The organism is Enterobacter soli ATCC BAA-2102, assembly GCF_001654845.1.
Classification (GTDB): domain Bacteria; phylum Pseudomonadota; class Gammaproteobacteria; order Enterobacterales; family Enterobacteriaceae; genus Enterobacter; species Enterobacter soli.
The window spans coordinates 1-26,909 of the sequence record NZ_LXES01000022.1 but is presented as its reverse complement, the minus strand read 5'-3'; the positions used below and the strand labels follow the sequence as shown (position 1 = coordinate 26,909).

General features: G+C 54.6%; 22 protein-coding genes. 7 read left to right on the top strand and 15 right to left on the bottom strand.

Features of this window, described 5'->3' with window-relative positions; all coding sequences use genetic code 11:
- Positions 1–82 precede the first annotated feature (82 nt).
- Complete coding sequence (gene malF, locus M987_RS07220) at positions 83–1,624, top strand: maltose ABC transporter permease MalF (protein ID WP_014068489.1); 1,542 nt, start codon at positions 83–85, stop codon at positions 1,622–1,624.
- Positions 1,625–1,638: 14 nt separating this feature from the next.
- Positions 1,639–2,529, top strand: a complete 891-nt coding sequence (gene malG / locus M987_RS07215) for a maltose ABC transporter permease MalG (protein WP_014068488.1) — start codon at positions 1,639–1,641, stop codon at positions 2,527–2,529.
- Between the two features lie 96 nt (positions 2,530–2,625).
- Here the strand turns inward: malG and psiE are convergent, their stop codons facing one another.
- Positions 2,626–3,036 (bottom strand): phosphate-starvation-inducible protein PsiE, encoded by a 411-nt coding sequence (psiE, locus tag M987_RS07210; protein ID WP_014068487.1) that lies wholly within the window; start codon positions 3,034–3,036, stop codon positions 2,626–2,628.
- Positions 3,037–3,132: 96 nt separating this feature from the next.
- Between psiE and M987_RS07205 the strand changes: the two genes are divergently transcribed.
- Positions 3,133–3,585 (top strand): acyltransferase, encoded by a 453-nt coding sequence (locus M987_RS07205; protein WP_014068486.1) that lies wholly within the window; start codon positions 3,133–3,135, stop codon positions 3,583–3,585.
- A gap of 78 nt (positions 3,586–3,663) precedes the next feature.
- Here M987_RS07205 and M987_RS07200 read toward each other — a convergent pair whose 3' ends face one another.
- From M987_RS07200 to pgi, 5 genes are all read right to left on the bottom strand, one after another.
- Positions 3,664–5,760, bottom strand: coding sequence for a YjbH domain-containing protein (locus M987_RS07200; RefSeq protein ID WP_014068485.1), 2,097 nt, complete (start codon positions 5,758–5,760; stop codon positions 3,664–3,666).
- Positions 5,760–6,497 (bottom strand): capsule biosynthesis GfcC family protein, encoded by a 738-nt coding sequence (locus M987_RS07195; RefSeq protein ID WP_014068484.1) that lies wholly within the window; start codon positions 6,495–6,497, stop codon positions 5,760–5,762. Before M987_RS07195 ends, M987_RS07200 begins: the two co-directional genes overlap by 1 nt.
- Positions 6,494–7,132, bottom strand: coding sequence for a YjbF family lipoprotein (locus M987_RS07190; RefSeq protein WP_014068483.1), 639 nt, complete (start codon positions 7,130–7,132; stop codon positions 6,494–6,496). Before M987_RS07190 ends, M987_RS07195 begins: the two co-directional genes overlap by 4 nt.
- A 63-nt stretch (positions 7,133–7,195) precedes the next feature.
- Positions 7,196–7,438: an exopolysaccharide production protein YjbE gene (gene yjbE, locus M987_RS07185; protein ID WP_013095034.1), complete on the bottom strand. Its 243-nt coding sequence runs from the start codon at positions 7,436–7,438 to the stop codon at positions 7,196–7,198.
- Positions 7,439–7,804: 366 nt separating this feature from the next.
- Positions 7,805–9,454 (bottom strand): glucose-6-phosphate isomerase, encoded by a 1,650-nt coding sequence (pgi, locus tag M987_RS07180; RefSeq protein ID WP_014068482.1) that lies wholly within the window; start codon positions 9,452–9,454, stop codon positions 7,805–7,807.
- A 374-nt stretch (positions 9,455–9,828) separates the two neighbouring features.
- Here pgi and lysC point away from each other — a divergent pair, with 374 nt between their 5' ends.
- The 3 genes from lysC to M987_RS07165 all read left to right on the top strand — a co-directional run bounded on the left by lysC (position 9,829) and on the right by M987_RS07165 (position 12,539).
- Complete coding sequence (gene lysC, locus M987_RS07175) at positions 9,829–11,178, top strand: lysine-sensitive aspartokinase 3 (protein WP_014068481.1); 1,350 nt, start codon at positions 9,829–9,831, stop codon at positions 11,176–11,178.
- A 93-nt stretch (positions 11,179–11,271) separates the two neighbouring features.
- Positions 11,272–12,216, top strand: coding sequence for a ketopantoate/pantoate/pantothenate transporter PanS (gene panS / locus M987_RS07170; protein ID WP_014068480.1), 945 nt, complete (start codon positions 11,272–11,274; stop codon positions 12,214–12,216).
- Positions 12,217–12,266: 50 nt separating this feature from the next.
- Positions 12,267–12,539: a YjbD family protein gene (locus M987_RS07165; RefSeq protein WP_014068479.1), complete on the top strand. Its 273-nt coding sequence runs from the start codon at positions 12,267–12,269 to the stop codon at positions 12,537–12,539.
- Here M987_RS07165 and rluF read toward each other — a convergent pair whose 3' ends face one another.
- The 5 genes from rluF to metH form a co-directional block, all read right to left on the bottom strand.
- Positions 12,540–13,412 (bottom strand): 23S rRNA pseudouridine(2604) synthase RluF, encoded by an 873-nt coding sequence (gene rluF, locus M987_RS07160; RefSeq protein WP_014068478.1) that lies wholly within the window; start codon positions 13,410–13,412, stop codon positions 12,540–12,542.
- Between the two features lie 54 nt (positions 13,413–13,466).
- On the bottom strand, positions 13,467–13,784 hold the full coding sequence (locus tag M987_RS07155) for a CcdB family protein (protein ID WP_014068477.1): 318 nt from the start codon (positions 13,782–13,784) through the stop codon (positions 13,467–13,469).
- On the bottom strand, positions 13,784–14,077 hold the full coding sequence (locus tag M987_RS07150) for a type II toxin-antitoxin system CcdA family antitoxin (RefSeq protein WP_014068476.1): 294 nt from the start codon (positions 14,075–14,077) through the stop codon (positions 13,784–13,786). The genes M987_RS07155 and M987_RS07150 overlap by 1 nt, the downstream gene beginning before the upstream one ends.
- 95 nt (positions 14,078–14,172) lie before the next feature.
- On the bottom strand, positions 14,173–15,804 hold the full coding sequence (locus M987_RS07145; protein ID WP_014068475.1) for a Na/Pi cotransporter family protein: 1,632 nt from the start codon (positions 15,802–15,804) through the stop codon (positions 14,173–14,175).
- A 216-nt stretch (positions 15,805–16,020) separates the two neighbouring features.
- Positions 16,021–19,704 carry a methionine synthase gene (gene metH / locus M987_RS07140; protein WP_014068474.1) on the bottom strand — a complete coding sequence of 1,228 codons (3,684 nt, stop codon included), beginning with the start codon at positions 19,702–19,704 and terminating at the stop codon, positions 16,021–16,023.
- Positions 19,705–19,898: 194 nt separating this feature from the next.
- On the opposite strand from metH, the gene iclR reads away from it, so the two are divergent.
- Complete coding sequence (gene iclR / locus M987_RS07135; protein ID WP_014068473.1) at positions 19,899–20,726, top strand: glyoxylate bypass operon transcriptional repressor IclR; 828 nt, start codon at positions 19,899–19,901, stop codon at positions 20,724–20,726.
- Between the two features lie 68 nt (positions 20,727–20,794).
- On the opposite strand, the gene aceK is transcribed toward iclR, so the two are convergent.
- The 4 genes from aceK to metA all read right to left on the bottom strand — a co-directional run bounded on the left by aceK (position 20,795) and on the right by metA (position 26,723).
- Positions 20,795–22,534 (bottom strand): bifunctional isocitrate dehydrogenase kinase/phosphatase, encoded by a 1,740-nt coding sequence (gene aceK, locus M987_RS07130; RefSeq protein WP_014068472.1) that lies wholly within the window; start codon positions 22,532–22,534, stop codon positions 20,795–20,797.
- Positions 22,535–22,585: 51 nt separating this feature from the next.
- Positions 22,586–23,890 (bottom strand): isocitrate lyase, encoded by a 1,305-nt coding sequence (aceA, locus tag M987_RS07125; RefSeq protein ID WP_014068471.1) that lies wholly within the window; start codon positions 23,888–23,890, stop codon positions 22,586–22,588.
- A 31-nt stretch (positions 23,891–23,921) separates the two neighbouring features.
- A complete protein-coding gene (aceB, locus tag M987_RS07120; RefSeq protein WP_014068470.1) occupies positions 23,922–25,523 on the bottom strand; it encodes a malate synthase A in 1,602 nt (533 codons plus the stop codon).
- 270 nt (positions 25,524–25,793) lie between these two features.
- On the bottom strand, positions 25,794–26,723 hold the full coding sequence (metA, locus tag M987_RS07115) for a homoserine O-acetyltransferase MetA (RefSeq protein ID WP_014068469.1): 930 nt from the start codon (positions 26,721–26,723) through the stop codon (positions 25,794–25,796).
- Between the last annotated feature and the right edge of the window lie 186 nt (positions 26,724–26,909).

Genomic DNA, 26,909 nt, shown 5'->3' with positions numbered 1-26,909 from the left:
TTGTCGCTATCCGGACGCCCTCACCCCGGCCCTCTCCCCCAGGAGAGGGAGAAAAGATCAAACGTTGTAGAGGAAGAACCCCATGGATGTCATTAAAAAGAAACACTGGTGGCAAAACGACACACTGAAATGGTCAGTGATAGGTCTGTTATGCCTGCTGGTGGGATACTTGATTGTTTTAATGTACGTACAGGGGGAGTACCTGTTCGCCATCATGACGCTGATTTTAAGCTCTGCTGGCCTGTATATTTTCGCTAACCGTAAAGCCTACGCCTGGCGTTACGTTTATCCGGGTGTCGCCGGGATGGGGCTGTTCGTCCTGTTCCCGCTGATTTGTACCATTGCTATCGCCTTCACCAACTACAGCAGCACCAACCAGCTGGCGCAAGAACGCGCAACGCAGGTGCTTCTGGACCGCTCATACCAGGCGGGTAAAACCTTCAACTTCGGCCTGTATCCTGCGGGTGACGAGTGGAAGTTAGCACTCACTGACGAAGAGAGCGGTAAAAACTTCGTTTCCGACACCTTCAAATTCGGTGGTGAACAGAAGCTGGCCTTAAAAGAGGCTGCCCTGCCGGAAGGTGAACGCGCCAACCTGCGTATCATTACCCAGAACCGCCAGGCGCTGACTCAACTGACCGCCATGCTGCCCGATGAAAGCAAAGTGACCATGAGCTCACTGCGCCAGTTCTCCGGTACGCAACCGCTCTACACGCTGGCCAATGACGGAACACTCACCAACAATCAGAGCGGCGTGAAGTACCGTCCGAACAACGACATCGGTTTCTATCAGTCCATTACCGCCGATGGCAAATGGGGTGATGACAAGCTCAGCCCGGGTTATACCGTGACTATCGGCTGGGACAACTTTGCCCGCGTCTTTACCGACGAAGGGATCCAGAAACCGTTCTTCGCCATTTTCGTCTGGACGGTGGTGTTCTCTGTACTGACCGTGATCCTGACCGTTGCCGTGGGCATGGTGCTGGCCTGTCTAGTACAGTGGGAATCCCTGAAAGGCAAAGCGATTTACCGCGTGCTGCTTATCCTGCCGTATGCCGTACCATCGTTTATCTCGATTCTGATTTTCAAAGGGCTGTTTAACCAGAGCTTCGGTGAAATCAACATGATGCTGAGCGCGCTGTTCGGTATCAAACCGGCCTGGTTCAGCGACCCGACGACGGCCCGTTCGATGATTATCATCGTGAACACCTGGCTGGGTTATCCGTACATGATGATCCTGTGCATGGGCCTGCTGAAAGCCATCCCGGACGACCTGTATGAAGCCTCGGCAATGGATGGCGCTGGCCCGTTCCAGAACTTCTTTAAAATCACGCTGCCGCTGCTTATTAAACCGCTGACGCCGCTGATGATTGCCAGCTTTGCATTTAACTTTAACAACTTCGTACTGATTCAGCTGTTGACCAACGGCGGCCCTGACCGTCTTGGCACCACAACGCCAGCAGGCTATACCGACCTGCTCGTGAGCTACACCTACCGTATCGCCTTCGAAGGCGGCGGTGGTCAGGACTTCGGTCTGGCGGCGGCGATTGCCACCCTGATCTTCCTGCTGGTAGGTGCTCTGGCGATTGTGAACCTGAAAGCTACACGAATGAAATTTGACTAAGGAGGGCATCGATCATGGCTATGGTACAACCCAAATCTCAGAAGCTGCGCCTCCTCGCGACGCATTTAGGCCTGCTGATTTTTATCGCGGCAATCATGTTCCCGCTGCTGATGGTCATCGCCATCTCCCTGCGTTCGGGTAACTTTGCGACAGGTAGCCTGATCCCGGATGAAATCTCCTGGGAACACTGGAAGTTAGCGCTTGGCTTTAGCGTGGAACATGCGGATGGCCGCGTCACACCACCACCGTTCCCGGTGCTGCTGTGGCTGTGGAACTCGATAAAAATCGCCGGGATCACCGCGATTGGCATCGTCACGCTCTCGACTACCTGTGCGTATGCTTTCGCCCGTATGCGTTTCCCGGGCAAAGCCGCGCTGCTGAAAGGGATGCTGATTTTCCAGATGTTCCCGGCAGTACTGTCTCTGGTCGCGTTGTATGCCTTGTTTGACCGCCTGGGCCAGTATGTACCCTTTATCGGCCTGAACACCCACGGCGGTGTGATCTTCGCCTATCTTGGCGGTATCGCCCTGCATGTGTGGACCATCAAAGGCTATTTCGAAACCATCGACGGCTCGCTGGAAGAAGCGGCGGCGCTGGATGGCGCAACCCCGTGGCAGGCGTTCCGTCTGGTACTGCTGCCACTGTCGGTACCTATCCTGGCGGTGGTGTTTATCCTGTCGTTTATCGCCGCTATCACCGAAGTGCCGGTCGCGTCTCTGTTACTGCGCGATGTAAACAGCTACACCCTGGCCGTTGGGATGCAGCAATACCTCAACCCGCAAAACTACCTGTGGGGCGACTTTGCCGCGGCGGCTGTACTCTCTGCCATCCCGATTACCGTGGTGTTCCTGCTGGCGCAGCGCTGGCTGGTTAATGGCCTGACGGCGGGCGGTGTAAAAGGTTAAGTTTCATTGTGTTATGCCACTGCAACCCTCAACTTTGACGTATTGTATTGACCCAACTTGTGACTGTTATTAGGCGCTCCTCGGAGCGCCATTTTTTTATTCACGTTTCAGCCGTTTAGAGTTGCACAGCCAGAGGGTGATCACCAAAAGCAGGATCGCCGCCGAGTAGATCAGCACATCAAGCGGGGATTTGTGGTCAACGATGATCAGCCGCACAATCGCCGTGATCCCAATGTAGACAAAATAGCGTAGCGGGAAGTGAAAACCTGACTGAAAATACTTCACAATCAGGGCAATAAATTCAAAGTAGAGAAAGTAGACCACCAGTCCTTCTACCAGCTCGTATTTGCTGGTTTGCTCAGGGGCAAACAATACATCCGCCAGATGCACCGTTTCTTTGCCCAGAAAGACGACCAGTATCAGGCCAAGGCTCAGCAGACCGAGGTTCAGCACGGTCTGGAGGATTGTTGAGATAAACTCAACGCGCGGACGAGTCAGGGATGTCATACAGCACCTCATTCTCCAGGGCGAGGTTCCTGTATAACGCAAAAATGTGACGCGGATCTATATTTTTTAATTATGTTTTATGTAAGGAACACGCCAATGAAGTGCAAACCAACCGGCATTCGCAACGTGACTTACGGCGACAATGTGACGGTATACGAACCCGCTAACCTGTATGACTGCATGTTGGGCAACGGGGTGTTCGTCGGGCCCTTTGTTGAAATCCAGAGCAATACACGCATTGGCGACGACAGCAAAATTCAGTCGCACACGTTTATCTGTGAATACGTCACTATTGGTGAACGCTGTTTTATCGGTCACGGGGTCATGTTTGCCAACGATATGTTTCGTGACGGTAAACCTAACGCAGACCGCGACAGTTGGGGGCGTATTACCGTGGGTAATGATGTCTCAATAGGCAGCGGCGCAACCATTCTGGCAGTCTCCATCTGTGATGGCGTGGTGATTGGCGCAGGAAGTGTGGTAACAAAATCGATTGCAGAGAAAGGGGTTTACGCCGGGAATCCGGCAAGGCTTTTGCGTCGCTTGTGATTCGCCCGGTGGCGCTGCGCTTACCGGGCCTACAAAAAACGTAGGCCGGGCAAACGCAGTGCCACCCGGCTTGAAGCGCTAGCGGAAGTTAATATTCTTATCGCTGGTCATGTCGTACAGCTGGAACTTACGCCCAAGCTGCTGACCACCGTCACGCGTGAGCGGCGTCCAGCCGATTGCTGCGCGGCTGCGCGTCGCCCCGGTGGAGAACAGATCCAACGGAATCGACACATAGACACCTTTAGTGAAGTCCCCTTCCCCGTATTCATCCGGTGACACGTTGGTGATGGTGGCATAACCGCCCACCACAACGCCGCTGTCGAAGTGTTTAGAGATATCCAGCGTACCGCCTTTATCCCCCGCCAGATACTGCCCGACGCTGGCTTTGACCAGCACATCTGGTGCGAACGATGGCGTCCAGTAGGCCGTCAGGTGACCCGTCTTCACACTGTAATCGGTGAACTTCATCATGTCCTGCGCACTGCGCCAGTCACGCTGTTTCACATAGTTGGCATCCACACCAAACGCCCAGTTGCTGTCGACAGGACGGTAAAGCACCTCTGCCCCCGCGCCGCCGTACATGGTTTCCAGATAGCCACCGTACACCTGTCCGTAGAAACCGTTGCCGAAGTACTGGAAGTAGTTTGCCTGGAGGTTGTTCACGTAGGCATTATTCTGCACGTACTCACGCACGCGGGTACGCACCCGCGGTAGCTTCGAGTCGTTCGGCGGGTTGGTATAGTTGAATTTGTCGTAGTTGTTGGCGATGTTGCCAAACAGACTACCGGTGGTCAGCAGGTGGTCAGTGACCCACAGATCCGCCGTGGCCATGACGCCCAGCTGATACATGTAGAAGTTTTCCGGCCCGCCGACGGACTGGTTCAGTACCGGATCGATATGGAAATCAAAGCGCGATTTATCGATATACCAGCCCTGCTCGGTGGTTTCAGGCACCACGGGCTCAATGCGTTTTTGCACCAGCTCGGTTTCATGCCCAAGCGGTTCGCCTTCAAGATGGCGCTTCAGGCTGGCCACATCCGTTTCCGTGGTCACCTGCGGCAAGTTAAGCCGGTTTTCCGTTACGCGGATCGTGCGGATCCCGTCCGGCAGATCGTTCATGATGATCCGGTTGGCGCGCTCGATCCCTTCGCGCGAGTCGCGGTATTTCACCTGCTCGCCGGTAACGTAAAGCGTATCGCCTTTCACCTGAATTTTCGGATCCGCGAGGCCCGCGTTGTATTTCAGCAGCGTGAGCTGGTTAGCCACCACGGAGTGCTGAATAATGGCGTCCTGCGGCTCCGGTCGGTATGCAGGCCGTGCGTTGTCGTTGTAATGCGGCCGCATATCGTTGAAGTTGGTGCGCAGGGTAAAACCAAACATCACGGTGTTACCGCGCTCATAGCTGAGGTTAACGTCGGCCCAATCGGTGACGCGGTAAATGGCGCCGACGTTAAACTTGCTCTTCTGCTCAATTTTTCCGGCGAAATCTTCGCTGTAGTTGTTACCTTCGTACTCCAGCTTCAGGCGTAATGGCTGCCACGGCGTCTGGTATTCTACGCCGCCAAACAGCGAGGCCGGGCCGTGGAACATCTGGTCGCCGTTGATCGAGCCGGCTTTCTGGTAGCTGTTGTCGCGATAACAATATTTGTCGCTGTAGGAACAGAACGGGTTTTTCACGTTACCGCTAGTGCCGAGATAACCCCAGCCCATACCCAGCGAGAAATCAAACGGGCCCCAGGCTTTGCTGGCAACGATATACTCCGCATCAAACAAGCCCGTACCGCCGATATCCCGCGCCCCGACGGACACTTGCGGCATCCAGTAGCTCTCTTCCCACAGGCGCAGTTTGACGTCGAAAGCTTTATCTTTGTATGTCTGGTCGCCGGAGAATGCCTCTACGCTGCTGTATTGTTTGGTACGCACATCGGTATAACGCAGCGTGGTTTCAAGCCACGGAAACAGCTGCACAGAAGCTGAGTAATAGCGGTACTGATCGTTATCACGATAGTTAAGGCTCAGTTCCCCTTCACGCGCCATGCGTGCCGTGGGCGTTTGCATTAAGCCGACACCGCCGAAGTCCGATTGCGATGGACCCACCGGCGCCGGATACGTTTCTGCATGGCAGGCAGCGCTTACGCACAGCGCCAGCATGCTGTAGAGATAAGTTCTTTTCATTAATCCGGTATCCGCTGCATCAGGGTGTGAAGGATATCGGCGTTGAGTCCGTCATATGCCTTCGTCCAGAAGTGGTCGGCAAAGCCGACAAAAATCACGCTGCCGGGCATGGGTTCGATATGGCGCTTGTTCCAGTAGGCCACGGGGACTTTTTGTGTGCGCCCGTCGGGATAAACCACCCAGGCGTAGCTGTTATCCGCACCACTCAACGCGCTCTGCTCATCAAGGTAACTCGCCACATCGCGCCCTGGCGTGAAGGGCTTTTTACCCGGACTGCTGACAAGCCCCATCACGGTGATGGTTGAAGGCTGAGCAGGAAGCCAGAGCGTGTACTCCCCTTCAAGCGTTGGGTTGCCGTTCTCTGCCACTCTCACCGCATCCGGGTCGAGGTTGATCTGCTGGCGGCCGGTTATCTTCAGCGCCTGCAACTGCTGGCGAACGCTGTTGATTGCCGCCGCGTCATCGCCATCTTCCTGTTCTGCAAGGCCGGTAAGCCTTGCGAGCAATGCGCGCTGTTTTTGTTCTGCCAGCACCGTTGCCTGGTGCTCGCTGATCACAGCCCCGGGCCACCAGCTGTTTGCCAGCCTGGGCTGGCCGACAAGATCCAGCAGATGCCCGGCATTGGTTAAGGTTTTGGGTTGTGTGCTGTCAGGCGTGTAAACCTTCACCGTGCCCGCAGACCAGGCCAGCGGCGCGGCAAGGCACAGGATCAGCGCCATGCTAGTGCGGATTTTCATGGTTTCGCCGCCTTGATCAGAGTGGTTTTTACCGGGAAGAAATTGGCGCCGAGGTACTGTAGCGACTGGCGGATCTGCCCTTCATCATCCACCCAGTAGCGGTTATGCCAGCTTGTCTGATCGGTGGTGACCGCTTCATCCAGCACGCGAACCTGGGTTTCATCACTGCCAACCTTTACGCTGTCCGTGCCGTCCCAGCGGAATACAGAGTGTGCCGTGGCGTAGCGTACCTGCTTGTGTTCCGTCCAGCCCATCGTGCGCGTCCAGCTTGCACCATCGGTTATCTGATTCGGTTTGATGAGCGGGTCGGCCGCAAGATTGTTCACCTCAAGCAGGTTATCGCCGCCAAGCAGCGTTTTTACGATTCGACCATGCTGCGTCACGATGGTGGCCTGATCCTGCGTCACCCATTTCTGCTGCCCGTTTTCATCGAAAGCGAGCACCACAAACAGTTGCGGGCCATCGTTTAACTGCATGTACTGGCTGGCATAGGGCATGTTCTGGATATCGTCATCGGTAAGATGCACGCCAGGCGTACCAAACATGCTGTCCCACAGCGAGTTTCCCAGCCCTTTAGTGGTGGCTGAACACGCCTGTAAAAGCAGGCAAATCAGGATGATTGCAGGTCGCTTCACGACTCTTCTCCGAAGGGGCGAAATAACCACACCGAAGTGTGGTTATGATTAAAACACCCGGTATTACTGGGTGCTGGTCGTCGTGGTGGTCGTGGTTCCGGTATTGGAGCCATCACCGCCACCGGTTGCCGCCAGCGCGACACCCACGGCTGAACTTACGGTGCTGGTGCTGGCTGCGGTAGAACTCCCCGCAGACGCAGACGTCGCTGCCGACCCTGCCGCTTCCCCGACCTGAACCGGAGCCGCATATACAGATGTCGCCGCAAGCGCAGATATGGCAAAAATGCCATACAGTACTTTCTTCATAACAATTTCCCTTCATTGAATGAATGGAGATGTGCCCAAAAAGAATTTCGAGCGGAATCGAGTATACACAACTAAAGCAGAGGGATTGTCGTACGGGTAAATAGAGGGGAGGTTTTCAGAATATTGGATATTTGCGATGAAAGAGAATAATTAAACTAATATAAAATCATTTTTATTCAGCAAGTTATAATAACAACATACCAATTTCATTCTCCGTATATTCCTAAAATAAACCGCAGTAATTAACAGGTTAACGGCCTTTTTCAGATTAAACTCATCACGGGAATTTGAGTTAAATAACAGACATCAGGAATTATCCGATAAAAAAATGCCGGCATTTCGCCGGCATTTTTCATGACATATTAATTATGCACGCCATGCTTTATAACGATTAATCAAACCGTTTGTAGAGCTGTCGTGGCTGTTAATCGCTTTGTCATCACCCAGCTCTGGCAGAATGCGGTTTGCCAGCTGTTTGCCCAGCTCAACGCCCCACTGGTCAAAGGTGAAGATGTTCAGGATCGCGCCCTGAGTAAAGATTTTGTGCTCATACAGGGCAATCAGCGCACCCAGGCTGAACGGAGTGATTTCGCGCAGCAGGATGGAGTTGGTTGGGCGGTTGCCTTCGAACACTTTGAACGGCACAACGTGATCCAGGGTCGCCGGATCTTTACCCTGGTCGCGGTATTCCTGTTCAACCACGTCACGAGACTTGCCGAACGCCAGCGCTTCAGTCTGAGCGAAGAAGTTAGACAGCAGTTTCGGATGGTGATCCGACAGCGGGTTATGGGTAATCGCTGGCGCGATGAAATCGCACGGTACCATTTTGGTGCCCTGGTGGATCAGCTGGTAGAACGCGTGCTGGCCGTTGGTGCCAGGCTCGCCCCAGATGATTGGGCCAGTCTGGTAGTCCACGGCATTGCCGTTACGGTCAACGTATTTACCGTTGGATTCCATGTTGCCCTGCTGGAAGTAGGCAGCAAAGCGGTGCATATACTGGTCGTATGGCAGGATAGCTTCGGTTTCAGCACCGAAGAAGTTGTTGTACCAGATACCAATCAGTGCCAGCAGTACTGGCAGGTTTTTCTCAGGCGCGGTGGAGGCGAAGTGTTTATCCATCGCATGTGCGCCGGAAAGCAGCTCAACGAAGTTGTCGAAGCCAACAGACAGGATGATGGACAGACCGATTGCAGACCACAGAGAGTAACGGCCGCCAACCCAGTCCCAGAACTCGAACATGTTTGCCGTGTCGATACCGAACTCGCCAACCGCTTTACCGTTGGTAGACAGCGCGGCGAAGTGTTTCGCGACGTGTTTGTTGTCACCGGCGGTTTCCAGGAACCAGTCACGCGCGCTGTGGGCGTTGGTCATGGTTTCCTGGGTGGTGAAGGTTTTAGACGCCACCAGGAACAGAGTGGTTTCTGGGTTCACGTTCTTCAGCACTTCAGCGATGTGCGTGCCATCGACGTTAGAAACGAAGTGCATGTTGAGGTGGTTTTTGTACGGGCGCAGCGCTTCGGTGACCATGAATGGGCCGAGGTCAGAACCACCGATACCGATGTTCACCACGTCGGTGATGGCTTTACCGGTGTAGCCTTTCCAGCTACCAGAGATGATCGCTTCAGAGAAGGCTTTCATCTTCTCCAGTACCGCGTTCACTTCTGGCATCACATCTTTGCCATCGACGATAATTGGAGTATTGCTACGGTTACGCAGTGCAACGTGCAGCACAGCACGGTCTTCGGTGCGGTTGATCTTCTCGCCAGAGAACATGGATTTAATCGCATCGCTGAGCGCGGTTTCTTTCGCCAGATCCTGCAATTTTGCCAGTGTCTCTTCGGTAATGCGGTTTTTGGAGAAGTCCACCAGCATCAGGTCGTCGAAGGTCGCGGAGAACTTGTTGAAACGATCGGCATCTTTCGCGAACAGATCCGCGATAGTGACGTCTTTCATTTCATCATAATGTTTCTGTAGTGCCTGCCAGGCAGCGGTCTGCGTTGGGTTGATGTTTTTCATTAGCAATACTCTTCTGATTTGAGAATTGTGACTGCGGTCGATTGTAGCGCCTGCAAATAAAAATTGTGATGGTTTTTATGCCATTGCCCTGGCCTGCATCAAACGCAGGTGAAAAGACCCGAAAAGTATAGCTGCTAAAACCTGCCCCCGAGGGGGTTGAATGTCGTTCAGAATGTCCTGGTTTGCAGAATAAAATAGCGACATGTTATAAGTCCTGTTACTGAGGGGTGCCCCCCCATGAAAAATCCGCATAATCCCAGCATTGACAGGACCTCCCCCACATTTTATTTATAGGGCCGTATTTGCGCCTGCACCTGTTTTCGTTTCATTCTTGTGCCAAGGTCGCTTTATTCATTCCCTGACACGAGGTTGTTATGACGAGTTTTGTGGTCGCTAAGTTTGGCGGCACCAGTGTGGCTGATTACGATGCCATGAACCGCAGCGCCGATGTGGTGCTAGCCGATCCGAATACCCGCCTGGTGGTGCTTTCAGCATCCGCTGGCGTGACGAACCTGCTGGTTTCTCTGTCTGAAGGACTGGAAGCGACAGAACGTTTCGTGAAGCTCGATGCGCTGCGCAAAATTCAGTTCAACATCCTCGAACGGATGCAGAATCCGAACGTCATCCGCGAAGAAGTTGAGCGCCTGCTCGAAAACATCACCACGCTTGCGGAAGCCGCATCGCTGGCAACCTCTACTGCCCTGACTGACGAACTGGTTAGCCACGGCGAGCTGATGTCTACCCTGCTGTTCGTTGAGATCCTGCGTGAACGTGAAGTTCAGGCGCAGTGGTTTGACGTCCGCAAAATCATGCGCACCAGCGACCGCTTTGGCCGCGCCGAGCCGGACGTCGACGTGCTGGCTGAACTAACCAACCAGCAACTGACACCGCGTCTTGCTGAGGGTATGGTGATCACCCAGGGCTTTATCGGTAGCGAAGCGAAAGGCCGTACCACTACCCTTGGCCGTGGTGGCAGTGACTACACCGCCGCACTGCTGGGCGAAGCGCTGCATGCGACCCGTGTGGATATCTGGACCGATGTCCCGGGCATCTACACCACCGACCCGCGCGTGGTGTCCGCGGCGAAACGAATTGATGTGATCGCGTTTGAAGAAGCGGCAGAAATGGCCACCTTCGGCGCGAAAGTGCTACATCCGGCGACCCTGTTACCTGCTGTTCGCAGTGATATTCCGGTGTTCGTTGGCTCCAGCAAAGATCCGAAAGCGGGCGGTACGCTGGTCTGTAAAAAAACCGAGAACCCACCGCTGTTCCGCGCGCTGGCCCTGCGCCGCCGCCAGACGCTGGTGACACTGCACAGCCTGAACATGCTGCACTCCCGCGGCTTCCTGGCGGAAGTGTTTGGGATCCTGGCGCGCCACAATATCTCCGTAGACCTGATCACGACGTCCGAAGTGAGTGTCGCGTTGACGCTGGACACTACTGGTTCAACTTCTACTGGCGATACCCTGCTGACGCAATCGCTGTTGATTGAGCTGTCTGAACTGTGCCGCGTGGAAGTGGAAGAGAACCTGGCGCTGGTTGCCATCATCGGTAACAAGCTGTCACGCGCCTGTGGCGTGGGCAAAGAGGTCTTCGGCGTGCTCGACCCGTTCAACATCCGCATGATTTGCTACGGCGCATCCAGCTACAACCTGTGCTTCCTCGTCCCTGCCGATCAGGCTGAGCTTGTCGTGCAAAAACTTCATCAGAATTTGTTTGAATAAAATTCGTTAGCACGATAAACAATATCAATAAGCCGGGCACAGACCCGGCTTTTTCATAACTAAACAACACGACAATACTGCAAGGAATTAACTATGTTATCCGCCATCACCCGGCTGTTCCCGTTATGGGCACTGCTGCTCTCTGTACTCGCGTATTACACCCCCACCAGCTTCACGGGCATCGGCCCCTGGGTCACCACGTTGCTGATGCTGATTATGTTCGGTATGGGCGTGCATCTGAAAATTGACGACTTTAAACGCGTGCTGTCGCGCCCTGCACCTGTCGCTGCGGGTATTTTCCTGCACTATCTGGTGATGCCACTCGCGGCCTGGCTGCTGGCGATGGCCTTTAAGATGCCGCCTGATTTATCCGCCGGGATGGTGCTGGTCGGCAGCGTGGCGAGTGGTACAGCATCAAACGTGATGATCTATCTGGCGAAAGGCGATGTTGCGCTCTCCGTGACCATCTCGTCCGTGTCTACTCTCGTAGGCGTGATTGCCACACCGCTGTTAACCCGCCTGTATGTGGATGCGCATATTCAGGTAGACGTCATGGGGATGCTGCTCAGCATTCTGCAAATCGTGGTGATCCCGATTGCGCTGGGGCTGATTATCCACCATCTGTTCCCGCGCGTGGTGAAGGCGGTCGAACCCTGTCTGCCCGCGTTTTCGATGGTCTGTATTCTGGCAATCATCAGCGCCGTGGTAGCGGGTTCCGCCTCGCACATTGCGTCTGTCGGCTTTGTGGTGATCATTGCGGTGGTACTGCATAACACCATTGGCCTGCTGGGTGGTTACTGGGGTGGCAAACTGTTTGGCTTTGACGAATCCACCTGCCGCACGCTGGCGATTGAAGTGGGAATGCAAAACTCTGGCCTGGCCGCGGCACTAGGTAAAATCTACTTCTCGCCGCTGGCTGCCCTGCCTGGCGCATTGTTCTCAGTGTGGCATAACCTTTCAGGCTCTCTGCTGGCAGGTTACTGGTCTGGCAAACCTATTGAAGAACAACCGAAAAAAGATGTGGTGAAACAAGGTTAATTGCCGCCACTTGTTTTACACTGAAGCCTCTTCAACAGGAGGCTTCAGCGATGGCGACACCACGATTGACCCAGCAAGATATGACGGAAGCCGAGCAGCGTGAACTTAAGACGCTTCTCGACCGCGCCCGTATCGCCCATGGCCGCACACTGACTAACGGCGAAACCAATCAGGTAAAAAGAGAGTACATCGACAAACTGATGGAACAGCGTGAAGCAGACGCAAAAAAAGCCCGCAAGTTGAAGAAACAGCAGGCTTATAAACCCGATGCAGAGGCGACGTTTTCCTGGTCGGCAAATACCTCTACCCGTGGACGGCGCTGATTAGCGCCCTTTCTTTTTGCGCCCGGGCTGGGTAAAGCGTTTTCCATTAGCCGGTTTACCTCGCCCTTTGTCTTCTGCCTGCGGGGCTTTCACCACCGGGCGCTTAACCACCTGGGTCTTCGGTTTGGCTTTCGCTTTTGGTTTCGCTTCAGAAGACGAATCCTCAATCAGCTTAAACAGCTCAATCAGTTCGTCACCGGTTAAATCACGCCACTCGCCCAACGGAATACCGGACAGGCTGACGTTCATGATTCGGGTGCGCTCCAGCTTCGTCACATCATAACCAAAGTGCTCGCACATACGACGGATCTGGCGGTTTAAGCCCTGCACCAGCGTAATGCGAAACGCGAACGGAGCTTCTTTCTTCACCTTACACTTTTTGGTGACGGTACCCAGAATCGGCACGCCGGCACCCATTCCACGGATAAACTCATCAGTGACCGGTTTATTCACCGTGACGATGTACTCTTTCTCGTGGTCGTTTCCGGCACGCAGAATTTTGTTTACCAGGTCGCCGTGGTTGGTGAGAAAAATCAGCCCCTGGGAGTCTTTATCCAGACGACCAATCGGGAAGATACGACTGCTGTGGTTAACGAAATCAACAATGTTGTCCCGCTCGCCATCTTCCGTGGTACTAACGATACCAACCGGTTTATTCAACGCGATAAACACCAGGTCTTCGGCATCGCGGGGTTCGATGACCTGACCATTCACTTTGACCACATCGCCAGGTACGACCTGGTCGCCGATGGTGGCGCGTTTGCCGTTGAGGAACACGTTACCCTGTTCAATGTAACGGTCAGCCTCGCGACGTGAGCAGATCCCGCTCTCGCTAATGTATTTATTTAATCGGGTTGATTGAGTTGGCAGCATAGTTTCTCCTGTAGAGGCGAAATATACCTTACCTTGTGGCTGAGAAAAAATGCCTTAGTAGCCATTGATAAGAAAATCGAGCGCATCCCGCAAAGAAGCCCTTTTATCAGTCAGATCAGCCACGCGCTCACCTAACTCTTTTGCGGAGATACCCGACATCATATGCATCATTACCACACAAGGTTTTCCAGCGATTTCAACCACCGGGAACACTTTCGCTGGGGGATGAATGCCACCGAGTTGGCTTAATTCAAGTGCAGGAGCAACCAGTACATGTTTCATCACATTCGCAACGGGATGCTGCATGTTGATCAACCACGGATAAACCGCCTTACCGCTACCAGCATTCTCATAAGCAAAATATTGCTCCATCAGAACGACCTTTGAAAGTTGCTGAAAGAGCCGTTTTCATCCACCCATTGGTTAACTGCCTCAATGGCTTCTTTATTTTCTTCCAGCCACGCAGCACGATGTCTTTCACGAAACTTCTCCTGCAATGCTTCCGTTAATACGGCAGAAAGATTGAGTTCAAGTTTGCGCGCCTCGTCCAGAATCTCTGGCGCAAGTGAAACATTGACCGATTTTTTAACGCCTTTAGCAGCGCGCATGACAACCCCCATTGGAATGCGCATGAATTGGCGAAGTGTAGCGTAGTAAACAAGCACTTTCTATTCCCTCTCAATAGTAAGGCTTTCAGGCTAGAACACATTTAAAAAGGAAGCACGCCTCGTAAAGCAGTTCTGCGAGGCGCTTTCAGAGATTAATACTCGTCCCGCTCGTCGTCTTCATCCGGCTGTTCCATCACGCTGTAGGCAACGGAACAGAACAACGAGTTAAGACGTTTCATATCGCCCAGCAGCCCCAGATGCAGGGAGCTGGTTTCAATGCTTTGCACGTTTTGCTGATGCAGGCGCTCAACGTGCGCATGAGAGTAGCGGCGGTTAAGAATGCGGAAACGGTGTTTATTACGGCGTAAACGGCGTGCACCAGGCACATCGCTTGAGAAAAAGACCAACATCGCCAGCTTGAGGTTACTCAATAGCTGTTCGTGCAAGGCTTCCAGCTCTTTCAGACCTTCAACCGAGAATGCACGGCGTGCAGCCAATGATTTATCGGCTATTTCACTGCCCATACGTTCGACGATGTCAGAGGCCTGCTCCAGGTTCAGGGACATTTCGATGATTTCCGCCCACCGGCGCGACTCCTCTTCCGCCAGCTCGTCCTGAGGCATTCGCGCCAGATAGAGCTTGATGGCGGTATAAAGCACGTTGATATCATCTGCCAGCCTGCGCAGCTCTTTTTCTTCGCGAGGCTCGCCGTGCATGACCCTTTGCAGCCCCTCCAGCATCGTTTCCATCGCATCGCCCATGCGCAGTGTCTCACGGGCGGCATTGGCTAAGGCCAGGGCCGGGGTGTCCAACGCAGAGGTGTCCAGATGCTTCGGTTTCAGCCGGGCGTCCAGCTCAGGTTCATCGCGGATAAGGCGTTCGCAGAAGCGGGCCATTGGCGCAGCGAAGGGAACCATCGCCAGACAGCGCACCAGGTTGTAGAACACGTGAAAATAGATAACCAGCTCGGCGTCCGACAAAGGCAGCTTTTGCATGATCCCTGCCAGCAGGTGAACAAACGGCAGAATAATCAGGCTTCCCACCAGCTTAAACAGCAGGCTGCCGAGCGCAACGCGGCGGGCGGCGGCATTGGCGGCGCTGTTGTTGAGCATCGCCAGCAGGCCGGAGCCGAGGTTCGCACCAATCACCAGACACAGCGCCACCGGGAACGAGATAGCCCCGGCACTCGCAAGGGTCGCGGTCAGCAGCACGGCGGCCAGGCTTGAATAACTGACGATAGCAAAGACGGCACCAATCAGCGCATCCAGCATGATATCGCCCGTCAACGAGGCGAAAATCACCTGCACGCCATTGGCCTGCGTAATGGGCGTCACCGCCTGCACAATCAGCTCCAGCGCCAGCAGGATCAACCCCAGGCCAATGCCCACTCGCCCGAGCTGCCCTGCGCGGGTCTGCTTACGGCCCAGGAAGAAGATAACGCCGATAAAAATCAGCAGCGGCGACAGCCACGACAGATCGAACGTCAGGATACGCGCCATCAGCGCGGTCCCCACATCGGCACCCAGCACAATCACCAGCGCAGGCGTGAGCGCCACCAGATCCTGCGCCACAAACGAGGTAACAAGCATGGTGGTGGCGTTACTACTTTGCACCAGCGCCGTCACGCCGATGCCTGCACAGAAGGCGAGCGGTTTCTTCTCAACGCTGCTGCTGAGAACGGTTCGTAGGCGCGCACCGAATACGCGCATCACACCGGTACGGACAATATGTGTGCCCCATACCAGCAATGCCACTGCGGAGAGCAGGTGTAACAGAGTCAGCACAGAAGGGGGTCCTCCTTATCGTTATCGATTTTCCTGAGGTTCAGCGCGCGTTGTCTTGCCGGATGGCGGCTACGCCTTATCCGGCCTACGCACAGGCCCGGTAAGCAAATCCCACCGGGCGATGTGGAAAGAACCTTCTTTCAGTATAAGGGTTTAAACGTAAGAAAGAGACAGGGCGCCCAATGAGCGCCCTGTTTGTTGTAAGGAAAAGTGACCTTAGTCCGCGTCGTAGCCTAAATTCGGCGCTAACCAGCGCTCCACTTCTGAAACGCTCATCCCTTTACGCTGCGCATAATCTTCTATCTGATCGCGCTGAAGCTGGGCCACGGCAAAGTACTTGCTGTCCGGGTGACTGAAGTACCAGCCAGAAACTGATGCCCCAGGCCACATGGCGAAGGATTCGGTCAGCTTCATGCCGGTGTGTGTTTCCACATCCAGCAGCTCCCAGATGGTGCCCTTCTCGGTGTGTTCCGGGCAGGCCGGGTAGCCCGGTGCCGGGCGAATGCCCTGGTAGTTTTCGCGGATTAACTCCTCGTTGCTGAGGTTTTCATTGGCCGCGTAACCCCAGTGCACCTTGCGCACGCGCTCGTGCAGGTACTCCGCGAAAGCCTCCGCCAGACGGTCGGCAATCGCTTTCACCATGATTTTGTTGTAATCATCGTGCTGCGCTTCGAACGCATCCGCCAGCGCATCTTCTTCCAGACCACCGGTTACGGCAAATGCGCCGATGTAATCGGCTTTACCGGAAAGCTTCGGTGCCACGAAATCGGCCAGACAGTAGTTCGCAAAACCCACCTTCTCGGTTTGCTGGCGCAGATGGCGGCTCACGGCCAGCACATGGGTGCGGGTTTCATCACGGTAGATTTCAACATCGTCACCCACGCGGTTTGCCGGGAACAGCCCCACCACGCCACGCGGGTTGAGGGTTTTCTCCGCGCTCAGCATATCGAGCATCTCGTTCGCATCTTTGAACAGGCGCTGTGCTTCTTCACCCACCACTTCGTCTTCGAGGATGCGCGGGTATTTTCCCGCCAGCGACCAGGTCATAAAGAACGGCGTCCAGTCGATGTAGTTACGCAGCGTTTCAATACTGGCCGTCACATCCTGCACGCCCAGACGGTGCGCAACCGGCGGCGTATAGCTGGACCAGTCGAACGCCAGATCGTTATCGCGCGCAGCCTGCAACGTAACCGGTGGCGTGCGGGGCTTTTTACGCGCGTGCTGAACACGGACGGTTTCGTACTCTTTGCGGGTGCGTGCCACAAAGTCATCGTGCTGCGTGGCGGATAGCAGTGAAGAGACAACCCCCACAGTACGCGAGGCGTTTTGCACGTAGACCGTCGGGCCACTGTAGTTCTGCTCGATTTTCACCGCGGTATGCGCTTTAGAGGTGGTCGCTCCGCCAATCAGCAGCGGAATGGTAAAGCCCTGACGCTCCATCTCTTTCGCCACGTTGACCATCTCGTCCAGCGACGGAGTGATCAGCCCGGAAAGGCCAATCAGGTCGGCGTTCACTTCACGTGCGGTTTTGAGGATTTTGTCCGCGGGCACCATCACGCCAAGATCGATAATTTCGTAGTTATTACACTGCAACACCACGCCGACGATATTCTTGCCGATGTCGTGAACATCGCCTTTTACGGTGGCGATAACCATTTTCCCGTTGCTGGAGCCTTTCTCTTTACTGGCTTCGATAAAGGGTTCAAGGTAGGCCACAGCCTGCTTCATCACGCGGGCGGATTTCACCACCTGTGGCAGGAACATTTTGCCCTCGCCGAACAGGTCACCGACCACGTTCATGCCGTCCATCAGCGGCCCTTCGATTACTTCAATCGGGCGCGCGGACTGGAGACGCGCTTCTTCGGTATCCAGTTCGATAAACTCGGTAATCCCTTTAACCAGCGAATATTCCAGACGCTTTCTCACATCCCAGGAGCGCCATTCGGCCTGCTGAACATTGACCGCTTCATCCGATTTGCTGCCACGGTATTTTTCAGCCAGATCCAGCATTCGCTCGGTGGCATCATCACGACGGTTGAGGATAACGTCCTCCACCGCATCGCGCAGTTCTGCCGGCAGGTCGTCGTAAATTGCCAGTTGCCCGGCGTTCACGATCCCCATATCCATCCCGTTGCGGATAGCGTAGTAAAGGAATACGGCGTGGATAGCCTCACGCACCGGGTCGTTACCACGGAATGAGAACGACACGTTCGACACACCGCCGGAGATCAGCGCATGTGGCAGCTCGCGTTTGATGTCCTCACAGGCACCGATAAAGTCCTGGGCGTAGTTGTTGTGTTCTTCAATCCCGGTCGCCACCGCGAAGATGTTCGGGTCGAAAATGATGTCTTCCGGCGGGAAGCCCACCTCTTCGGTCAAAATTTTGTACGCACGGCGGCAAATCTCAATCTTGCGCTCGCGGGTGTCGGCCTGACCGACTTCATCAAAGGCCATGACCACCACGGCTGCGCCGTAACGGCGTACCAGCTTCGCGTGATGGATAAAGATATCGATCCCCTCTTTCATCGAAATGGAGTTAACGATGCCTTTACCCTGAATGCATTTCAGCCCTTTTTCGATGACTTCCCACTTCGAGGAGTCAATCATAATCGGCACGCGGGCGATGTCCGGCTCGCCGGCAATCAGGTTGAGGAAACGCACCATCGCCGCTTCGGCGTCGAGCATCCCTTCATCCATGTTGATATCGATAATCTGTGCGCCGCTTTCAACCTGCTGGCGGGCAACGTCCAGCGCTTCGCTGTACTTCTCTTCTTTAATCAGGCGCTTGAACTTCGCGGAGCCAGTGACGTTTGTACGTTCACCGACGTTCACAAACAGGCTATCGTCGCCGATGGTCAGCGGCTCAAGGCCAGACAAACGGCAGGCGACGGGCAGCTCTGGCAGCTTGCGCGGCGGCAAGCCGGCTACCGCATTGCTCATGGCCGCGATATGTTCTGGCGTGGTACCGCAACAGCCACCCACGATATTCAGGAAGCCTGACTCGGCCCACTCGCGGATTTGCGCCGCCATGGTGTCGGCATCCAGATCGTATTCACCAAAGGCGTTTGGCAGACCGGCGTTCGGGTGGGCGGTGACGTAGCATTCCGCAATACGCGAGAGTTCCTGCACGTACTGACGCAGTTCATCAGGCCCCAACGCGCAGTTCAGGCCGAAGGAGAGCGCTTCGGCGTGGTGCAGTGAGTTATAAAAGGCTTCGGTTGTCTGGCCGGACAAGGTACGGCCGGAGGCGTCGGTAATGGTGCCGGAAATCATGATCGGCAAGTCAACGCCCAGCGCTTCGAACTCCTCTTTTACCGCGTAAATCGCAGCTTTGGCGTTGAGGGTATCGAATACTGTTTCAATCAGGATCAGATCGGAACCGCCTTCCACCAGCGCTTTTGTGGATTCGCGGTACGCGGCCACCAGCTGGTCGAAGCTAATATTACGAAACGCGGGGTCGTTCACGTCAGGTGAAATCGACGCCGTGCGGTTTGTCGGGCCAAGTACCCCGGCAACGTAGCGTGGTTTATCCGGCGTGCGGGCCGTCCATTCGTCTGCACAGGCGCGCGCCAGCTTCGCAGCGGCAAAGTTGATTTCCGCCGACAGGGATTCCATCTGGTAATCCGCCATGGCGATAGTTGTCGAGTTAAAGGTGTTGGTTTCAACGATATCCGCACCCGCTTCAAAATAGGCGTTGTGGATATCCGCAATCACTTGCGGCTTGCTTAACACCAGCAGGTCGTTGTTCCCTTTCAGGTCACATGGCCAGTCGGCAAAACGCTCGCCGCGGAAATCGTCTTCACTCAGACGATAGCCCTGGATCATGGTGCCCATGCCGCCGTCCAGCACCAGAATTCGTTCATTTAACTGCGCACGCAGTTGCTCTACTTTGCTGCTCACACTTGCTCCCGACAACGCTCAACCAGGCCAAAAGGCCAGCAGTCCATACTGGCATAATCTGGCAGGGTGGAAAAGTCACACAGCGGTAACATGAGACATGTTCACCATCACTCATCCGATCAGTCAGGATAACGGTTGCAAAACCAGCAAATAAAACGAAAATGATTTCCACGATACAGAAAAAGGAGATCGTCATGGTCGCTACCGTTCCCGCTAAACGCGGCAGAAAACCTGCTGCCACCACCGCCACACAACAGGGCGGACAGGTTCAATCGCTGACTCGCGGTCTGAAGCTGCTGGAATGGATAGCCGAGTCGCACAGTAGCGTGGCCCTGACGGAGCTGGCGCAACAGGCTGGCCTGCCAAACTCCACCACTCACCGCCTGCTCACCACCATGCAGCAGCTGGGCTTTGTGCGTCAGGTGGGCGAACTGGGGCACTGGGCGGTGGGCGCACATGCGTTTATCGTCGGCAGTAGCTTCCTGCAAAGCCGTAACCTGCTGGCCATTGTGCACCCTATTCTGCGCAAGCTAATGGAAGAGTCCGGTGAAACAGTGAACCTGGCCGTTCTGGACCAGAGCGACCATCAGGCGATCATCATCGACCAGGTACAATGTACCCAGCTGATGCGTATGTCTGCCCCCATTGGCGGCAAACTGCCGATGCATGCCTCCGGGGCGGGCAAAGCGTTTCTCTCGCAGCTGAGCGAAGAACAGGTAACCGGCTTATTGCACCGCAAAGGGCTGCACGCCTACACCCATGCGACGCTGGTTTCCCCAGTCCATCTGAAAGAAGATTTAGCCCTGACGCGCAAGCGTGGCTATTCGTTTGATGATGAAGAACACGCGCTCGGCCTGCGCTGTCTCGCGGCCTGTATTTTTGACGAGCACCGCGAACCGTTTGCGGCCATCTCCATCTCCGGGCCAATCTCCCGCATGACCGATGACCGGGTAACCGAGCTGGGTGCGCTGGTGATTAAGGCGGCAAAAGAGGTGACGCTGGCGTACGGTGGGATTCGCTAGGATTGAGTGCGACCTGATGCCCTCACCCCGACCCTCTCCCACAGGGAGAGGGAGAAAACATGATGACCTCACCCTGCGGGAGAGGGAGAAAATCTGATGCTAAACCGCTGCTTACGCCGGTAAGCGTACACATCCTCCACGTGCCCGTTCTTAATCCGCGTTTGCAGTCCACGCCAGTAGCTCGCATGGAACAGATCGTCGTGCATCTCTTCAAATAACGGCCCGATGCGCGGGTCAGCACATAGCCAGTGACGAAACTCCTCCGGAAAAACATCCCCCGGCGAGACGCTATACCACGGCTCGCTGGACATCTCGTCTTCCGGGTAGCGCGGCGGCGGTATGTCGCGGAAATTCACTTCGGTCATATAGCAAATTTCATCATAATCATAGAACACCACACGCCCGTGACGGGTGACGCCAAAGTTTTTAAACAGCATGTCGCCCGGGAAGATATTGGCGGCGGCAAGCTGGCGGATAGCATTGCCGTACTCTTCAATGGCATCCCGTAATCCTTGCCCTTCCGACTGCTCCAGCCAGATATTCAGCGGCACCATGCGGCGCTCTATGTAGAGGTGGCTGATGACAATTTTATCGCCCAGATCGGTTATCTTACCCGGCGCTTCCTGAAGCAAAAGCGCCATGAGCGCCGGGTCAATCTGCTGCTTATCCAGCACAAAGTTTTCGAATTCCTGGGTGTCCGCCATGCGCCCGACGCGGTCGTGTTCTTTCACCAGCTGATAGCAGGCCCGGACATGGGCGGCAGTCATCTCTTTCTGTGGCGCGAACTTATCTTTGATAACTTTAAACACCCGATCAAAGCCTGGCAGGGTAAACACCAGCATCACCATCCCGCGAATGCCGGGGGCTTCGATAAACTGCTCATCAGCCGCGGAGATGTAGTGCAGATATTCCCGGTAGCTTTCGGTTTTGGCGTGCTTCTGACAGCCAATCGCCATATACAGCTCGGCGGTGGTTTTCCCCGGCAGGATCTCACGCAGCCACTCCACCAGAGCCGCTGGCAGCGGTGCATACACCATGAAATAAGAACGGGCAAAACCAAAAACAATGCTGGCCTCAGCGCTGGTTGTCAGGCAGGTATCGACAAACAGCTCGCCCTCATCGCTGCGGTGAATGGGCAGCAGGAACGGTACGGTAGCGGTGGGCGTAATCAGTTTGCCGACCAGCCAGGCGGCTTTATTACGGTAAAAAAGCTCATTCGCAACGTGAAGATGGCTGTGAGCGAGTACCTCTTCACCGAACGTTTCACCGAGATGCGCGATGATAAAACCGATGTCTCTGGTTTTGTTCTGCCAGGGCAAGCGCAGCGGTAAATCGGTTAACACGCGGTGTAGCAGAGACGCCCAGCCGTTATCGGGAAAGAAGTCTCTCGCCAGCGGCCGCGGGATGGTACGAAAACGGCGCTCGGGCTGGGAGCTGAAAATAAATAACCGCTCGGGAGATAACGAGCGGTGGTCAAATAACCGACAATAAACAGAATTAAAAAAGCTCTCCGCAATTTCGAAGCGCGGGTAATCGGGTAATAAATGGGTGTAGTGCTCTTTAACGCGCAGCAAAAAAGCCGCATCAGGGCTTTTGCCATCGGTTATACAGCGCAGCTGTTCCACCACCAGACCCACATGGTGATCGTAAAGGTGGATACGCTGCTTCATGGCCTGCTGGACGGCGTGCCAGTCGGCGTGTTCAAAACGCTGCTGTGCGCCGGACGTCACTTCCAGAAAACGACCATACTGCGCATCAAAGCCTTGCAGGATGGTTTGTGCAATCAATAATTCCAGGCCACGCGACATCTTATTCCCCCTCACCCCAACCCTCTCCCCACAGGGGAGAGGGGGAAAACATCAGAACTGTGCTTCTTCCGTCGATCCCGTTAAGGCCGTCACAGAGGAGGCGCCCCCCTGAATGATGGTGGTGACTTTATCGAAGTAGCCTGTTCCCACCTCCTGCTGGTGAGAAACAAAGGTATAGCCCTCTTTACCGGCCTCGAACTCTGGCTGTTGTACTTTCTCAACATAGTGCTTCATGCCCTCGCCCTGCGCATAAGCGTGGGCCAGGTCGAACATGTTGAACCACATGCTGTGAATACCCGCCAGGGTGATGAACTGGTATTTGTAGCCCATATCCGACAGCTGTTGCTGGAAGCTGGCGATCGTTTTATCGTCCAGATTCTTCTGCCAGTTGAAGGATGGCGAACAGTTATAGGCCAGCAGTTTGCCGGGGTATTTCGCATGAATAGCATCGGCAAAGCGTTTTGCCAGCGCCAGATCCGGTGTTGAGGTTTCACACCACACCAGGTCCGCATACGGTGCATAGGCCAGACCGCGGCTGATAGCCTGTTCAATGCCAGCATGGGTGCGGTAGAAGCCTTCGCTGGTACGCTCGCCGGTAATGAACTCGCTATCGTACGGGTCGCAGTCAGAGGTGATCAGGTCAGCCGCGTCTGCATCGGTACGAGCAATCACCAGCGTCGGAACCCCCAGAACATCCGCAGCCAGACGCGCTGCAACCAGTTTCTGAATCGCTTCCTGAGTCGGAACCAGCACTTTACCGCCCATATGTCCGCACTTCTTCACCGATGCCAGCTGATCTTCGAAGTGTACGGCCGCTGCACCGGCCTCAATCATCGATTTCATCAGCTCAAAGGCATTCAGCACGCCACCGAAACCGGCTTCTGCATCGGCGACGATCGGCAGGAAGTAATCCACAAAACGCGGATCGTTTGGCTCAATGCCCGCAGACCATTGGATCTGATCCGCACGACGGAAGGTGTTGTTGATCCGCTCCACCACTGACGGCACAGAGTTTGCCGGATAGAGCGATTGATCCGGGTACATACTGGAGGCGAGGTTGGCATCCGCTGCCACTTGCCAGCCCGACAGGTAAACCGCCTCAATACCCGCCTTCGCCTGTTGCAGCGCCTGACCACCCGTCAGCGCCCCCAGGCTGTTGATATAGCCTTTTTTTGAACCGCCATGCAGCAGACGCCACATTTTTGCCGCACCCAGCTGCGCCAGCGTGCACTCCGGATTGACCGAGCCACGTAATTTCACCACTTCCTCGGCGCTGTAAGGGCGACGAATGCCTTCCCAGCGCGGCTGTGTCCACTCTTTTTGTAATTCTTCGATCTGTTGGGTACGTGTTTTCATGTGCAGATGCTCCATATTGTTATGTGGTGGATTACGCAAGCAGGCGGTAGCCTGGCAGGGTGAGGAAGTCGATTAAGTCATCTGATGTGGTGATTTGCTCCATCAGGCGCGCAGCGTCGTCAAAACGCCCGCTGCTGAAGCGGTGCTCGCCCAGTTCGTCCTGGATAACCAGCATCTCTTCGGCCAGCATCTGGCGGAACAGGGATTTGGTTACCGGCTTACCGTTACTGAGCGTTTTTTGGTGATGGATCCACTGCCAGATAGAGGTGCGGGAGATCTCCGCCGTGGCGGCATCTTCCATCAGACCGTAGATTGGCACGCAGCCGTTACCGGAGATCCACGCTTCGATGTACTGCACGGCAACGCGAATATTGGCGCGCATCCCCTCTTCGGTGCGTTCACCCGTACAAGGCGCCAGCAGCTGCTCTTCTGCGGTTGGTGCATCCTCTTCGCGCGTGACAAACAGCTGGTTTTTGTTGTCCCTCAGTACGCGGTTGAACACCTCCATCGCCGTATCGGCCAGGCCCGGGTGTGCAATCCACGTGCCATCATGGCCGTTACGTGCTTCCAGCTCTTTATCGGCTTTCACCTTGTTGAGCACCTGGTTGTTTCGCTCGGCATCTTTGCTTGGAATAAATGCCGCCATACCGCCCATCGCAAACGCACCGCGCTTGTGGCAGGTCTTAATCAGCAGACGCGAATAAGCGCTGAGGAACGGTTTGTCCATGGTGACAACCTGACGATCCGGCAGCACGCGGTCGGCGTGATTTTTCAGGGTTTTGATGTAGCTAAAGATGTAATCCCAGCGTCCGCAGTTCAGGCCAACAATGTGGTCGCGCAGCGCGTGCAGAATTTCGTTCATCTGGAAGACCGCCGGCAGCGTTTCAATTAACAGCGTGGCTTTGATGGTGCCGCGCGGCAGGTCGAAACGATCCTCTGCATAGCTAAAGACTTCACTCCACCAGGCCGCTTCCTGCCAGGCCTGAGTTTTTGGCAGGTAGAAATAGGGGCCGCTGCCTTTCGCCAACAAGCTTTTGTAGTTGTGGAAGAAATAGAGGGCAAAATCGAACAGGCTGCCAGGGATGGCTTCACCGCGCCAGGTGACATGCTTTTCAGGCAGATGCAGGCCACGTACACGGCAAATCAGAACAGCCGGGTTCGGTTTGAGCTGGTAGATTTTCCCGGCTTCGTTGGTATAGCTGATGGTGCCGTTCACGGCATCACGCAGGTTGATTTGCCCGTCGATGACTTTTCGCCAGTCCGGAGCCAGAGAATCTTCAAAATCGGCCATGAAGACTTTAACGTTAGCATTCATGGCGTTAATCACCATTTTGCGCTCTACCGGGCCGGTGATCTCGACGCGACGATCCTGCAAATCTTCAGGAATGCCGCGGATTGTCCAGTCGCTACGACGAATGGAAGTAGTTTCCGAAATAAACCCAGGCAACTTGCCATCGTCAATTTCCTGCTGTTGATGGATGCGTGCCGCCAGCAGTTTATTGCGCTTTGGCGTAAAGCGGGTCACCAGCTCGGTCAGGAATTCGACGGCTTCTGGCGTTAAGATTTGCTGTTCTTGTTCGCCATGCGGCTGGTTAAAGGCCAGTTCATCGGCCGTGGTTGCCTGTTGAGTCATTATTCTGCTCCTCATCAAAGATCCAAAAACACTCCCCCGATGCGAGCGAAAGATCGTTGTGTGGTTTTCGCTCAGCAGAATTAAGACTATCTATAATTTTTCCAAAATCAAAAACAATTTCCATTTTAATTATTAATTGAATGCAACGTGCTGATTAATATGGAATTAAAGTTTTTATCGATGTTGGGTGTTATTTCGGAAATAAAAAAGGCACCCGAAGGTGCCTGATCTGAATAGCTGAAACGCTTTAGGATCGTCCGGAGTAGTGAATTACTCCAGCGTCGGATTCATGTGGCGCAGATCGTATGGCGTGATTTGGTAGACATAATAGTTGAGCCAGTTAGTGAAGAGCAGATTTCCATGGCTGCGCCAGGTGGCCCGGGGCTTGTTTTGCGGGTCGTCCTTTGGGAAATAGTTATAAGGAACTTCCGGGCTCAAACCGGCTTCAACATCACGGAAAAACTCCGCTGCGAGGGTGTTTGGATCGTACTCAGGATGCCCGGTCACAAACGCGATACGTTTGTCTTTGCTGGCAAACAGGTAAGCATCTCCGTCTTCCGTTTCCGCCAGGATCTCGAGATCGGTGTAATCACGGATCAGCTGTGCCGGGAAATCGGCATAGCGGGAATGCGGGGCGAGGAAGGAGTCATCGAAACCACGCGTCAGCAACGCATGAGGATGAAGAATGTGGTGTTCGTATACGCCAGAGAGCTTTTCAGTGCGGGTTTGTTTGGGGATGCCATACAGAATATTCAGTGCGGCTTGTACCGCCCAACAGACAAAGAGAGTGGAGGTAACGTGATCTTTTGCCCACTCCAGCACCTGCTTGATCTGCGGCCAGTAGGCGACATCATTAAATTCCACCAGACCCAGCGGTGCGCCAGTCACGATCAAGCCATCGAAGTTTTCGTCGCGGATATCGTCGAAGTTACAGTAGAAGTTGTTCAGATGCTCAGAAGGGGTGTTGCGCGACTCACGGGCATCGATACGCAGCAGCTGGATATCCACCTGAAGCGGCGAGTTCGACAGCAGACGCAGGAACTGATTCTCTGTTTCGATCTTTTTCGGCATCAGATTGAGAATAAGCACCTTCAGCGGGCGAATTTCCTGACCTGTTGCACGTGAAGCTGTCATTACGAAGACATTTTCTTCACGTAAGAAATTGACGGCTGGTAGCTCGTCCTGCACCCGAATCGGCATAACCTTATATCCTCACAGCATACGTATAAACGTTTAGACATCCAGACAGCTAACGATACGCAGAAATGGCCTGAATGTCGAGTCTGCAAGTGAAAGGTGAGAAAGTTTCAAGGAAGGATCGTGCGGTCCACATTGCCGGGTGCCGGCTTCGTCTTACCCGGCCTATAAAAACCGGTGGTTCAGAAA

Coding starts and splice junctions, on each gene's coding strand:
- M987_RS07205 (WP_014068486.1), top strand. CDS start 3,133: ATGAAGTGCAAACCAACCGGCATTCGCAACGTGACTTACGGCGACAAT.
- M987_RS07195 (WP_014068484.1), bottom strand. CDS start 6,497: ATGAAAATCCGCACTAGCATGGCGCTGATCCTGTGCCTTGCCGCGCCG.
- M987_RS07200 (WP_014068485.1), bottom strand. CDS start 5,760: ATGAAAAGAACTTATCTCTACAGCATGCTGGCGCTGTGCGTAAGCGCT.
- aceK (WP_014068472.1), bottom strand. CDS start 22,534: ATGTCGCGTGGCCTGGAATTATTGATTGCACAAACCATCCTGCAAGGC.
- pgi (WP_014068482.1), bottom strand. CDS start 9,454: ATGAAAAACATCAACCCAACGCAGACCGCTGCCTGGCAGGCACTACAG.
- lysC (WP_014068481.1), top strand. CDS start 9,829: ATGACGAGTTTTGTGGTCGCTAAGTTTGGCGGCACCAGTGTGGCTGAT.
- malF (WP_014068489.1), top strand. CDS start 83: ATGGATGTCATTAAAAAGAAACACTGGTGGCAAAACGACACACTGAAA.
- metA (WP_014068469.1), bottom strand. CDS start 26,723: ATGCCGATTCGGGTGCAGGACGAGCTACCAGCCGTCAATTTCTTACGT.
- aceA (WP_014068471.1), bottom strand. CDS start 23,890: ATGAAAACACGTACCCAACAGATCGAAGAATTACAAAAAGAGTGGACA.
- M987_RS07155 (WP_014068477.1), bottom strand. CDS start 13,784: ATGGAGCAATATTTTGCTTATGAGAATGCTGGTAGCGGTAAGGCGGTT.
- psiE (WP_014068487.1), bottom strand. CDS start 3,036: ATGACATCCCTGACTCGTCCGCGCGTTGAGTTTATCTCAACAATCCTC.
- malG (WP_014068488.1), top strand. CDS start 1,639: ATGGCTATGGTACAACCCAAATCTCAGAAGCTGCGCCTCCTCGCGACG.
- M987_RS07165 (WP_014068479.1), top strand. CDS start 12,267: ATGGCGACACCACGATTGACCCAGCAAGATATGACGGAAGCCGAGCAG.
- aceB (WP_014068470.1), bottom strand. CDS start 25,523: ATGACTCAACAGGCAACCACGGCCGATGAACTGGCCTTTAACCAGCCG.
- rluF (WP_014068478.1), bottom strand. CDS start 13,412: ATGCTGCCAACTCAATCAACCCGATTAAATAAATACATTAGCGAGAGC.
- iclR (WP_014068473.1), top strand. CDS start 19,899: ATGGTCGCTACCGTTCCCGCTAAACGCGGCAGAAAACCTGCTGCCACC.
- yjbE (WP_013095034.1), bottom strand. CDS start 7,438: ATGAAGAAAGTACTGTATGGCATTTTTGCCATATCTGCGCTTGCGGCG.
- panS (WP_014068480.1), top strand. CDS start 11,272: ATGTTATCCGCCATCACCCGGCTGTTCCCGTTATGGGCACTGCTGCTC.